At 44.6% G+C, this 12,746-nt stretch carries 14 protein-coding genes; all 14 read right to left on the bottom strand.

What is annotated here, in order from left to right; translation table 11 throughout:
- Window positions 1–3: 3 nt before the first annotated feature.
- Window positions 4–1,383: an NADH-quinone oxidoreductase subunit N gene (locus RHM67_RS02865; RefSeq protein ID WP_322230511.1), complete on the bottom strand. Its 1,380-nt coding sequence runs from the start codon at window positions 1,381–1,383 to the stop codon at window positions 4–6.
- Between the two features lie 9 nt (window positions 1,384–1,392).
- Window positions 1,393–2,859, bottom strand: coding sequence for an NADH-quinone oxidoreductase subunit M (locus RHM67_RS02860; protein WP_322230510.1), 1,467 nt, complete (start codon window positions 2,857–2,859; stop codon window positions 1,393–1,395).
- A gap of 23 nt (window positions 2,860–2,882) precedes the next feature.
- On the bottom strand, window positions 2,883–4,787 hold the full coding sequence (gene nuoL / locus RHM67_RS02855) for an NADH-quinone oxidoreductase subunit L (RefSeq protein WP_322230509.1): 1,905 nt from the start codon (window positions 4,785–4,787) through the stop codon (window positions 2,883–2,885).
- Between the two features lie 128 nt (window positions 4,788–4,915).
- Window positions 4,916–5,245 carry an NADH-quinone oxidoreductase subunit NuoK gene (nuoK, locus tag RHM67_RS02850; protein ID WP_252758961.1) on the bottom strand — a complete coding sequence of 110 codons (330 nt, stop codon included), beginning with the start codon at window positions 5,243–5,245 and terminating at the stop codon, window positions 4,916–4,918.
- Window positions 5,245–5,754 carry an NADH-quinone oxidoreductase subunit J gene (locus tag RHM67_RS02845; RefSeq protein WP_252758960.1) on the bottom strand — a complete coding sequence of 170 codons (510 nt, stop codon included), beginning with the start codon at window positions 5,752–5,754 and terminating at the stop codon, window positions 5,245–5,247. Before RHM67_RS02845 ends, nuoK begins: the two co-directional genes overlap by 1 nt.
- Window positions 5,755–5,816: 62 nt before the next feature.
- Window positions 5,817–6,314: an NADH-quinone oxidoreductase subunit I gene (locus RHM67_RS02840; protein ID WP_322230507.1), complete on the bottom strand. Its 498-nt coding sequence runs from the start codon at window positions 6,312–6,314 to the stop codon at window positions 5,817–5,819.
- Between the two features lie 16 nt (window positions 6,315–6,330).
- Window positions 6,331–7,362 (bottom strand): NADH-quinone oxidoreductase subunit NuoH, encoded by a 1,032-nt coding sequence (gene nuoH / locus RHM67_RS02835; RefSeq protein WP_322230505.1) that lies wholly within the window; start codon window positions 7,360–7,362, stop codon window positions 6,331–6,333.
- Complete coding sequence (locus RHM67_RS02830) at window positions 7,362–8,360, bottom strand: 2Fe-2S iron-sulfur cluster-binding protein (protein ID WP_322230504.1); 999 nt, start codon at window positions 8,358–8,360, stop codon at window positions 7,362–7,364. Before RHM67_RS02830 ends, nuoH begins: the two co-directional genes overlap by 1 nt.
- A gap of 57 nt (window positions 8,361–8,417) precedes the next feature.
- Window positions 8,418–9,779, bottom strand: coding sequence for an NADH-quinone oxidoreductase subunit NuoF (gene nuoF / locus RHM67_RS02825; protein WP_322230502.1), 1,362 nt, complete (start codon window positions 9,777–9,779; stop codon window positions 8,418–8,420).
- 2 nt (window positions 9,780–9,781) lie between these two features.
- On the bottom strand, window positions 9,782–9,964 hold the full coding sequence (locus RHM67_RS02820; RefSeq protein ID WP_295717589.1) for a hypothetical protein: 183 nt from the start codon (window positions 9,962–9,964) through the stop codon (window positions 9,782–9,784).
- Window position 9,965: 1 nt separating this feature from the next.
- Window positions 9,966–10,490, bottom strand: a complete 525-nt coding sequence (gene nuoE, locus RHM67_RS02815; RefSeq protein WP_322230500.1) for an NAD(P)H-dependent oxidoreductase subunit E — start codon at window positions 10,488–10,490, stop codon at window positions 9,966–9,968.
- Window positions 10,483–11,694 (bottom strand): NADH-quinone oxidoreductase subunit D, encoded by a 1,212-nt coding sequence (locus RHM67_RS02810; protein WP_322230499.1) that lies wholly within the window; start codon window positions 11,692–11,694, stop codon window positions 10,483–10,485. The genes nuoE and RHM67_RS02810 overlap by 8 nt, the downstream gene beginning before the upstream one ends.
- Before the next feature lie 5 nt (window positions 11,695–11,699).
- Window positions 11,700–12,203, bottom strand: a complete 504-nt coding sequence (locus tag RHM67_RS02805) for an NADH-quinone oxidoreductase subunit C (RefSeq protein WP_322230497.1) — start codon at window positions 12,201–12,203, stop codon at window positions 11,700–11,702.
- Window positions 12,203–12,745 carry an NADH-quinone oxidoreductase subunit B gene (locus RHM67_RS02800; protein WP_322230495.1) on the bottom strand — a complete coding sequence of 181 codons (543 nt, stop codon included), beginning with the start codon at window positions 12,743–12,745 and terminating at the stop codon, window positions 12,203–12,205. Before RHM67_RS02800 ends, RHM67_RS02805 begins: the two co-directional genes overlap by 1 nt.
- Window position 12,746: the final 1 nt, after the last annotated feature.

Below are 12,746 nucleotides of genomic sequence, written 5' to 3'. Positions count from 1 at the left end.
TAATTAAATTAGGGTGGATATAAACGACGGGTAAACGCCTATAGCGATGGTCGCGATAGCAGAAAAGCCTAACACAAATTTGTAGTAAGCAGGTACTTCAACCTCGGCACGCTCGACAGTACGGAAGTACATGGCTATTATAACCCTGAAATAGTAGAAGATACTAATGATAGCATTTACCACCGCAACTATTACCAACCAGGTATTGTATTGTGCCAAAGCACCGCTAAACATAAAGAACTTACCAATAAAACCAGCCGTTAACGGGATCCCCGCTAATGATAGCATACTTACGGTAAGTACCAATGCCAGAAAAGGGTTTTTCTTAGCCAGGCCGTTAAAGCCTTCAAAGTTATCGCTGCCGGTTTGTTGCCTCACCAATATTAATGCGCCAAAGGCGATGATAGATGCGATAGAATAAGCCGTAGCGTAAACAAATATCGAATTAGCCGAACCTGCACCTAAGGCCACAATAGCGAACAATAGGTAACCCGCGTGTGATATACTCGAAAAAGCCATCATACGTTTAAAGCTTTGTTGATATAGGGCAGTAATGTTACCAATGAACAGGGTAGCGATGGTTATAGCCAATAATACCGGCGTCCAAAATGCGGCGATGGTTGAAAAGCAAGCCGCGAATAGGCGCAGGAATGCCGCAAAACCAGCCACTTTAACCACGGTAGACATGAACAAGGTAATCAGCGAAGGTGCGCCTTCGTAAACATCCGGCGTCCAGAAATGGAACGGTGCCGCACCTACCTTAAAGCAAAGGCCAACAATGATCAATAATATACCCGTGTAAAACATTGGGTCGATGTTACGGGGATGGGTAACAACCCATTCACGGATGGTATCCAAGTCGAACGAGCCTGATGAACCGTAGATCAAAGTGATACCAAACAACAGGAAACCTGTTGAAAATGCACCCATCAAAAAGTACTTTAAAGCGGCCTCGTTTGACGCAAAATCGCTCTTACGAATACCTGCGAGGATATATAAACTTACCGACATGATCTCGATACCGATGAACATCATCACCAGGTTGTGGTACGATACCATGACGATAATTCCCGCTAATGAGAACAAGATGATGGCGTAATATTCCGCAATATGGTTGCTTATTTTTTCGAAGTATCCTTTAGATAATAAAAGGATCAGGATAGTGGACACGATACTCACAACAGAAAATGCAACCGAGAAGTTGTTGAACAACATCATGCCGCTGTAAATTGGTACGGCGTTGTTATTCCATTGTGCAACTGCTGCACCTAAAGCTATCAGCAAACCAATAATGGTTACCGGCAATAAAGCTTTCTGAACTTTATATAAACCCAGGTACAATAATATAATGGGTAAAACAGATATGATTATTAGCGTAGTCATATATAAATTCTAAAAGCCTCCGTTGTTAAATTTAGCACTTACGGTGTTCACCAAATTGGTTACCGCAGCTTCTGATATATGCAGGATAGGTTGCGGATACACGCCAATGGCGATGATCAGCACACAGATGATACCCAGCACCAGTTTCTCTGAACCGGCAATGTCGGTAAACGTTAACGTTAGCTCGTTGGCTTCGCCCTGCATTACGTTCTTGTACATACGCAGCATGTAAACCGCGCCAAATATTATGGTTAAACCTGCAATCGCTGCAAACCAAATGTTATAGTTAAATACACCTTTCAATAATAAAAACTCGCCTACAAAACCATTAGTTAATGGCAGGGCAACAGTTCCTAAAAGGATAATTAAAAATGCGATAGAAAAATTTGGCGCCACTTTAGCGATGCCACCCATCTGGCTGATGTCGCGGGTATTTAAACGGCGGCTGATGATATCCCAGATAAAGAACATCCCCACAACATTAATACCGTGACTAAGCATTTGGATCATTGCACCTTGCACACCCTGTGTTGTCCAGGCGAAGATACCCGCGGCTATTAAGCCAACGTGCGCAATAGATGAATAAGCTACCAAACGCTTACCGTCGATTTGCTTAAATGCGATCAGTGATGCGTAAACAACACCAATAACCGACAGTATCATTACCAGGTTTTGCCATTGCAGGAAGCCTGCGGGCGCATTCGGGATTAACCAGCGGATAACACCATAGATCCCCATTTTTAGCATGATACCAGATAACATCATGGTACCGGCCGATGGCGCTTCGGTATATGTATCGGGCTGCCAGGTATGGAACGGGAACAAAGGCATTTTGATAGCGAAAGCAATAAAGAACGCCCAGAATACCCAGGATTGTTGTGTTAGTGTTAAGCTTAAATTGTAAAAGCCGTTTATATCATAAAGCTTATTTGGCGTTTGCAGGTACAGGTAAATGATACCCAACAGCATAAACAACGAACCGGCAAAGGTGTAAATGAAGAACTTAATGTTGATCCGGATGCGGTTCTCGCCGCCCCACAATGCACAAATAAAGTAAATAGGAATCAACGCTGCTTCCCAGCCTACATAGAATAAGAAACCATCTAACGCGGTAAATACGGTTAACAAACCGGCCTGCATAAACAGGATAAGCGCGTAAAATGCTTTAGCGTTCTTGTACTCATGTTTGTAGGTAGTAAGGATAATAAGCGGGACAAGCACAGTGGTCAATAAAACCATTACCATGCTAATGCCATCGATACCCACCTTAAAGTAAACACCCATTTGAGGGATCCACGGTAAGTCAAGGCCATACTGTACAGATGCATCGGGCACAAACCCCGCAAGGAAATAGCCGGCCAAGCCAAGCTCTATTACAGCGAAAAATAATGCCGCGTGCTTTGCAGCCTCGTTCTTAACTAACAGCACTAATAGTGCTGCCAAAACCGGTAAAAAAAGTAAAATACTAACCGTCATTTTATATGTTAAACGCTAAGCGCTTATATTTTAATTAAACTGTACAACAAAATGGCAATAATGCCCACCACCATCATAAATATGTAGAAACCTACATTACCTGTTTGCAACAGGCGCAGGCCGTTACTCGTTTCTAATGTTCCTTTACCCAAGCCGTTCACAAAGCCGTCGATACCCAAAAGCTCAACCACTTTATAAAAGAATACCGATATGGCATCCAATGGCTTGCGAATGATCTTATCGTATAATTCGTCAATATAGAATTTATGGTACGACAGGTTTGCCAATGTAGGGCGTTCTTCTTCATCAGATACCGGCACATGCGCGCCGCTAACGTATTTGCTGTAGGCATAACCTAAGGCTGCCAACGCAATGCCTACAGATACTGCCATCAGGATCCATTCGGTACTATGGCTTAATTCGTGTTCGCCAAGTATTTTGTGTGATGCCTCAAATACCGGTGCAAGGTAAGCGCCTAATTCGTGGTGGCCACCCATAACTGCCGGTACGCCTATCATACCTGCAACGGCAGATAGTATAGCCAACACGATTAATGGGATGGTCATGTTTGCAGGCGACTCGTGCAAGTGGTGTTCTTGCTCATGTGTGCCGCGGAATTTACCCCAAAAGGTTAGGTACATCATCCTGAACATGTAGAACGAGGTTAAACCAGCAGTAATAACACCTACTACATAAAACGTTGTGCTATTCGCAAAGGCCGCGGCCAAAATTTCGTCTTTTGAAAAGAAACCCGAGAATGGAGGGATACCCGCGATAGCAATAGTACCAACCAGCATGGTCCAAAAGGTAATACCTATCTTACTTTTTAAGCCGCCCATTTTGCGCATATCCTGCTCACCGCCCATGGCGTGGATAACAGAACCCGCACCCAGGAACAGTAGTGCTTTAAAAAACGCGTGCGTTAACACGTGGAAGAATGCACCGGTGTAAGCGCCAACGCCTAAACCCAAAAACATATAACCTAATTGCGATACGGTTGAATAGGCCAGTACTTTCTTTATATCAGTTTGTGTCAAGGCGATCAATGCTGCAAACGCCGCGGTGGCCAAGCCGATGATGGCGATAACTTCCATGGTATCCGGCGCAAGCGTGAACAGGATGTTTGAGCGAGCTATCATGTAGATACCTGCTGTAACCATTGTTGCCGCGTGGATCAAGGCCGATACCGGGGTTGGGCCGGCCATCGCATCGGGCAACCAGGTAAACAACGGTAACTGTGCCGATTTACCAACCGCACCTACAAATAACAATAAGGTAATTAATACTATTGGCGCGCCTGCAGCAACCGCACCCGGCGCTTTAGGGAAAATGTCAGCAAAGTTTGTGCTGCCGAATGTGTTTACCAGTAAGAAAATGCCCAGCAAAAAGCCAAGGTCACCAATACGGTTCATCACAAATGCTTTCTTAGCAGCATCCGCATAACTTGGGTTTGTATACCAGAACCCGATAAGCAGGTACGAGCATAAGCCTACACCTTCCCAACCAATAAACATCACCACATAGTTGCTACCCATTACCAGCAGCAGCATGAAGAATACGAACAGGTTTAAGTAAGCAAAAAACTTACCGAAGCCATTATCACCCTGCATATAGCCAATTGAATACAGGTGGATCAGGAAACCCACACCTGTAATGATCAGCAGCATAATGGAGCTTAGCTGATCTACCAGGAATGCAAAAGGGATGTGGAAGCTACCAACCGAGATCCAATCGAACAGGTTTACCTCTACAGGCACGCCCGAGTTTTTTATTTGGAAGAAAGTAGCAACACTTAAACCAAATGCAACCAATACCAATAAGCTACCGATAGCACCGATAATACCTTTAGACAGGGTATTGCGCCCCAGTCCGTTAATAACAAAACCGGCTAAGGGTAGTACAGGAATAAGCCAGATCAAATTGTCCATAAGCCCCTTCTAAATCTCCTCCGCTGGTTAGCGGAGAGACTTTTTATTTTTTAAATTGTATAATACTCGTTTCAAAAATCGCTTGCCTTTTCTAAGGCCCTCCCTTCCGGGGAGGGTTTGAGTGGGGCCTACCACTTCAACCTGTTCAGTACGTTAATATCGATACTGTTGGTATTGCGGTATATCATTACGATTATAGCCAGCCCTACTGCAACTTCTGCAGCGGCCAGGGCCATAATAAAAAATACAAATACTTGGCCGGCTGCATCGCCACGGTAAACCGAAAACGCGGTAAGCAGCAGGTTAACCGAGTTAAGCATCAGCTCAACCGACATAAATATAACGATGGCGTTACGGCGTAATAAAACACCCATCACCCCTATCGAAAATATGATAGTGCTTAATAAAATGTAGTGGTTAAGCGGTACCGCTTGAATGGTTTGGGTTAAACTTTCCATCAGATGGTTGCTTTTGGTTCTTTAGGGTCTTTTGTTGCCAGCAATACCGCGCCTACCATTGCCGATAACAGCAATACCGACGATACCTCAAATGGCAACAAAAATTCGTGGAATAATACTTTACCAAGGTTTTTCACCAGGCCAAGCTCGGGGTTCTTTAATACCACCGGGTCTGACACGCCTAATGATTTTAATGACGATACCAATGCTACGGCCAGTATGCCACCACCAAATACCGCGGCTATCTTCACCATAAATGGCTTAACGGGCTCGCTCTCCTTATTCAGGTTTATCAGCATCAGCGTATATAAGAACAATACCAGTATCGCACCCATATAAACAATAAAGTTTACGATAGCCAGGAACTGGGCATTCATTAATATATAATGGATGGTGAAGGTAAAAAAGGTAAGTATAAGGTACAGTATGCTATGCACCGGGTTTTTTGCAGAAATAACCAGTATTGAAAAGAATATGGATAAAAACGCGATGAAGTAAAATGTACTCATGTTTATATTTTACAATATACTTTTGCTTGCTTAAATAGCTGGGCAAAGGTATAAAACTTCTGTTATTGATTTAAAGGTGCCTCTACTAATTTGTCCTTACCGTAAATAAAATCTTTACGCAGGTAATCTGATTGTACAATGTCGCCGTCCAGGTATATTGCTTCTTTAGGGCAGGCCTCTTCACATAATCCGCAGAAAATACAACGCAACATGTTTATCTCGTAAACGGCAGCGTATTTTTCTTCGCGGTATAAGTTCTCCTCACCCTTCTGGCGCTCTGCAGCTTGCATCGTGATCGCTTCGGCAGGGCACGATAGCGCACAAAGGCCACAAGCGGTACAACGTTCGGCACCATTTTCATCGCGTTTAAGCGAGTGCAGGCCACGATAGTTTTCAGAAAACTCGCGTTTTACATCAGGATAGGCTATAGTAACCGGTTTTTTAAAGAAGTGCTTCATGGTGATGGCTAAGCCGCTCACTATAGCAGGCAGGTAAGCCCTCTCCCAAAAATTGAGCGGCTTAACTGTTAGTTGCTTCTTTTTATTACTTAATGATTCCATTGAAAATAACCTCTCTCTAATTAAATAAAGTAATAACAATACCGGTAACAACAATATTAGCGATGGCTAAAGGTATCAATATCTTCCAGCCCAGGTCCATCAACTGATCGTAACGGAAACGCGGGATTGTCCAGCGTACCCACATAAAGAAGAAGATGAACGCGAAGATCTTGGCAAAAAATACAGCTGTACCAATTAGCGGGCCTATAACCGGGCCAACATGCGCGGTAACCCAATCCATCCCCGGGTAGTTATAACCACCCCAGTAAAGGGTTGCCATCACTGCCGATGAAATGAACATGTTGATATACTCGGCAAACAGGTAAAAACCAAGTTTCATCGACGAATACTCGGTATGGTAACCACCAACAAGCTCAGTTTCACACTCCGGTAAATCGAACGGTGTACGGTTGGTTTCAGCAAAAGCACAAACCAGGAACAGGATAAAACCCACCGGTTGGTAGATCACGTTCCAGTGCCAGCCATGTTGCTGCTGGGCAATTTCGCCAAGGCTTAATGTACCGGTAACCAATAACAGGGCAATGATAGAAAGCCCCATCGAAATTTCGTAGCTGATGTTTTGCGAGGCCGCGCGGATAGCGCCTAATAAAGAGTATTTATTGTTTGATGCCCAGCCGCCTATCATTACGCCGTAAACGCCTAATGATACTACACCAAATATATAAAGGATACCTACGTTAATATCTGTAACCTGTAACGGGATAACTTTACCGCCGATAACAAGATCTTGTCCCCAAGGAATAACTGCCGAACCAATACATGCGGTAAGGATAGCTAACGAAGGGCCAACTATGAACAGGAATGGTGTTGCATTCGTAGGGATGATCTCTTCCTTCATGAACATTTTGGCACCATCAGCCAGTGGCTGTAAAATACCAAACGGGCCTGCACGGTTAGGACCAATCCTGTCCTGGAAAAATGCCGCTATTTTGCGCTCGGCATAGGTAGAATACATGGCTACTACCAGGCTTATCAGGAATATAATAATGATGAGGCCAAATTTTATGGCAATGTCTGCTAATTCCATTACAGGCGTGTCTCCCTTTCAAATTGTTCTTTATTCGCTTCCATCAATACCGGGTTGGTTTTAACAACCGGCAGCGGGTGAAGCGTATCATAGTGGTTTGAGTTGATAACAGATTTGTGCGATACTTTACGCGGGCCTTCTATCACCCAGTCACTGGTTTTCTTTTTATCAAAACGGCAGGTGTTACAGATAAATTCTTCTGCTTCGCCGTACTCATCTTTACGCGCGGTTACACGGATAACATCCTCGCCTTTGTACCATAAGGTAACTTTACCACAGCATTTTGGGTTCTCGCATTCGCGATGTGCCTCAACCGGCTTTGTAAACCAAACACGATTTTTAAAACGGAAAGTTTTATCGGTTAAAGCACCTACAGGGCAAACGTCAATTACGTTTCCGGAGAAATCGTTATCAACTGCTTTTTGGATATAAGTGGAAATTTCTGAATGATCGCCACGGTTTAAAATACCATGGATGCGGTGATCGGTTATCTGGTCGGCAACAAATACGCAACGGTAGCAAAGGATGCAGCGCGTCATGTGCAGTTGAATTTTATCGCCAATGTCTATTTTTTCAAATGTACGGCGGTCAAACTCGTAACGGGTTTTAGCCGCGCCGTGTTCGTAACCCAGATCTTGCAGATGGCACTCACCGGCCTGGTCGCACACAGGGCAATCTAACGGGTGGTTGATCAATAACATCTCTACCACGCCTTTGCGTGCCTCAATAACCTCCGGCGAAGTGATGTTTTTCACTTCCATACCATCCATTACGGTTGTGCGGCAGCTTGCTACCAGCTTTGGCATAGGGCGAGGGTCTTTTTCAGACCCTTTAGTTACCTGCACCAAACAGGTACGGCATTTACCGCCGGTGCCTTCCAGCTTGGAGTAATAGCACATAGCAGGCGGAACAATATCGCCCCCAATCAGCCTCGCGGCGTTCAGGATGCTTGTCCCGGCTTCTACTTCAATAGGAAATCCGTCTATCGTTACCTTCATTTGACTTTCGTCTTTTTATATTTTTGTCACCCTGCGGCGATTATTATTCAGTATTTATTATGCTACCGGCTCTGGTGTTGGTAGCGGATCAGCATAATGTGCAATGCCGTAATTACCACTCAATGCAGCAGATGGGTTGGTTACATGCCATTCAAACTCATCCCTAAAGTGGCGGATAGCGCTGGCTACAGGCCATGCTGCCGCGTCACCAAGCGGACAAATGGTATTACCTTCAATTTTCTTTGATACATCAATCAACAGGTCCATGTCGCTCATTTTACCGTGACCATATTCCAGGCGATGTAAAACTTTTTCCATCCAACCGGTACCTTCTCGGCAAGGCGAACATTGTCCGCAGCTTTCATGATGATAGAAACGAGCGAAGTTCCATGTATTACGTACAATACATTGGTCTTCATCATAAGCTATAAACCCACCAGATCCCATCATGGTACCGCTAACAAAACCACCATCGGCTAATGATTCATAGCTCATTAAGCGGGGTTCGTTATTAATGGTTTTCAGGAACAGGTTAGCAGGCAGGATAGGTACAGATGAACCACCCGCAACAACCGCTTTTAAACGTTTGCCGTTGGCGATACCACCGCAATATTCGTCGCTGTATAAAAACTCTTCAACCGGCAGGCCAAGGTCAATTTCGTAAACACCCGGTTTGCGTAAGTTACCACCTGCAGAGATCAGTTTGGTACCGGTACTGCGGCCGATACCTAATTTCGCATACTCGTCGCCACCTTCGTTAATGATAGGCACAACAGCTGCTATTGATTCTACATTGTTTACTACCGTTGGGCAGCCATACAAACCCGCAATAGCCGGGAACGGAGGTTTTATTCTTGGGTTACCACGTTTACCTTCCAATGATTCTAACAAAGCGGTTTCTTCACCACAGATGTAAGCACCACCACCCGGTTGTACATAAAGCTCCAGGCTGTAATCGGTACCTAAAATATTTTTACCTAAAAATCCTTTTGCTTTTGCTTCGGCAATTGCCTTTTCCAGGATCCGGATCTGCGGCATCATTTCGCCGCGTACGTATATGTATGATGTTTTTGCACCCAGTGCAAAGCTGGCTACTATCATCCCCTCAATTAACAAGTGAGGGATATGAGTCATTAAATAACGGTCTTTAAAAGTACCGGGTTCAGATTCATCGGCGTTACAAACCAGGTAACGCTCAACACCTTCCGGCTTTGCTAAAAAGCTCCATTTCATCCCGGTAGGGAAACCTGCACCACCACGGCCGCGCAAGCCCGATTTTTTAACCTCTTCCACCACTTCATCGGGTGTTAAGGTTTTCAGGGCTTTTTCAACAGCGGCGTAACCGCCTTTTGAGCGGTAAACATCAAATGTATTGATGCCGGGTACGTTTATATGTTCTAAAAGTAATTTACGTGCCATTACTAATATATTTTACCGCTAAATTTATAAGCAGCTATATGATTTTTTATACAATTTGTAAGTATCAGAACAGTTGTTAAACCAACTATCAGGCTATAACGCTCGGGCATTTGTACCGTTATATAAAGCAGGATACCTGCTAATAATGCGATGTCCCAGGTGGTAAGCCTTATTCTGTCTTTCATGTTAGTTATTACCTTTTTGCTTTAAATCACCAATCAGTTTATCAACAGATTCGGTGGTTAAGTTCTCGTAAAAAGTGTACTCGGGGCCAATTTGCAACACCGGGCCAAAGCCACAGGCAGCAAGGCACTCTACGCCTCTCCAGCTAAATAAGCCATCGGGGGTAACGTCACCTTCGGGTACACCAAGTGTTTTTTCAATATGCTCCATTATTGGCGTTGCGCCTACAATTTCGCAAGGGCCGGTACGGCAAACCTCTAACATGTACTTGCCTTGCGGCTTTAAAAAGTACATGGTATAAAAGGATGCAACCTCATAAACCTCTATCGGTTGGATAGCAAGATATTCGGCAACTTTATCCATTGCGGGTACGCTGGTCCAGCCAAACCCGGCCTGCACCAAATGCAGAATAGGCAACAGGGCCGATTTTTGTTTCCCCGCAGGGTAACGGCTAACTACGTCAGCAAACTTGCTGAGCAATTCCGGCGAAAATGTTACCGGTGTATTGGTATCCTGTACACTAAGCATCTAACTCTCCGGCTATAACGTTTAAACTACTCATGTTAATAATAGCATCAGATAATAACATACCCTTGCTCATTGGCGCATACATCTGGTAATTGATGAAACTTGGCCTGCGGAAGTGTAAGCGGTACGGCGAGCGGCCACCATCATTGATGAGGTAAAAGCCTAATTCGCCGTTTGCACCTTCAACCGCGTGGTAAACCTCGGCATTAGGGGTATCCACCTCGCCCATCACAATTTTAAAGTGATAGATCAAAGCTTCCATGTTATTATATACTTCCTCTTTTGGAGGCAGGTAAAATGCCGGCACATCCGCGTGGAATATATCGGTTGGTTCTTTTTCTATTTTGGCAAGCGCTTGCTCTATAATGCGCAGGCTTTGCCACATTTCTTCGTTACGTACCAAAAAGCGGCTGTAAACGTCGCCGTTCTCGCCAACAGGTACTTCAAAGTCAAAATCTTCGTAAGATGAGTACGGCTCCATGGCGCGCACGTCATAATCAACACCTGTCGCACGCAAGATTGGGCCGCTCCAGCTGTAGCTTAATGCATCGGCTGCGGTAACGGCCGCAACATCTTTAGTACGATCGACAAAGATGCGGTTACGATTAAACAGGGCTTCAAATTCGCGCAGTACCACTGGGAACCTCACCAAAAACCTTTTAATCTTGGCGAATGCTATGTGGTTAAAGTTACGTTCGAAACCGCCTATACGGCCAATGTTTGTTGTTAAACGCGAGCCGCAAATTTCTTCGTAGATCTCGTAAATTTCTTCGCGATGCTCCATCATGTACAGGAAGCCTGTGAAAGCGCCGGTATCAACACCCAATACACCGTTACAAATAATATGATCGGCAATACGGGCCAGTTCCATGATAATTACACGCATGTAATCAACACGTTTTGGCATTTGTATGTCCAGCAGTTTTTCAACCGTCATGTGCCAGCCCATGTTATTTATGGGTGATGAACAGTAGTTAAGCCTATCCGTAAGTGGGGTTATCTGATAAAACGGGCGGTGCTCGGCAATTTTTTCAAATGCACGGTGTATGTAGCCTATGGTAGATACGCCGCTTACAATGCGTTCGCCATCCATCTGCAATACATTCTGGAACACACCGTGTGTTGCAGGGTGTGTTGGGCCCAGGTTTAGCGTGGAATACTCCGTTTGCGGATCGTTATCAGTATATACCGGGTGGTTCTGCATTTATATTATCTCCCGAAAAAGTAATCTTTTTTATCAACACGGTTTGGATCTTCCAGCGGGAATTCTTTCCTCATCGGGAATACCGTCATGTCATCAACATTAAGTATCCTGCGCAGGTCTGGGTGGCCGTCAAATATCACCCCAAAAAAGTCGTATGTTTCACGCTCCATCCAGTTGGCGCCATCCCAAATGGCTGAAGCCGTAGGGATATGCAAGTCTTCTAAAGTAAGACCAACTTTTATGCGGATGCGTGTATTTGTTGTTAAGCTATGTAAATGGTAAACTACCACGATCTGTTTCTCCAGCTCGGGGTAATGTACTGCGGTAAGGTCTGTTAAATAGATGAACTGTAATACAGCATCTGTTTTCAGAAAACTTAATACTTCGTTAATATTTTCTTTTTTGGCCTCAACAGTAAGCAAGCCAAAATCGGCACCTGTTTGGGTAACCTGGCCGGCAAACTTATCGTTAAGCCTTTGTAGTAATTCTTCGTTAGATATTTTAGCCATTATTGGATACCATATTTAACCATCAATTCCTGGTACTTAGGCTCTTCGCGCCTACGCAAAGTTTCTGTTTGCACCAGTTTTTGGATTGCCATAAAACCATCAATAATAGCCTCGGGGCGCGGAGGGCAACCAGGCACGTAGACATCCACCGGGATAACTTCATCAATACCCTGCAGTACAGAGTATGTATCAAATATACCACCGCTTGATGCACAAGCGCCTACAGCCATAACCCAACGTGGTTCGGCCATTTGCAGATAAACCTGGCGTAATACCGGGCCCATTTTTTTAGATATAGTACCCATTACCATCAAAAGATCGGCTTGGCGGGGCGAAAAACTAAGCCTTTCGGCGCCAAAACGGCTTAAATCGTAATGCGAACCCATGGTAGCCATAAACTCTATACCGCAGCAAGATGTTGCGAATGGTAACGGCCATAAAGAGTGTGAACGTGCCAAACCCACTGCCTGATCAAGCTTGGTGGCAAAAAACCCCGATCCTTCAACACCCGCAGGGGCTTCAACTATTTGAATATCACTCATT

Source organism: Mucilaginibacter sp. 5C4 (assembly GCF_034345625.1).
Taxonomy (GTDB): domain Bacteria; phylum Bacteroidota; class Bacteroidia; order Sphingobacteriales; family Sphingobacteriaceae; genus Mucilaginibacter; species Mucilaginibacter aurantiaciroseus.
This window is presented reverse-complemented; position numbering and strand designations above follow the sequence as displayed.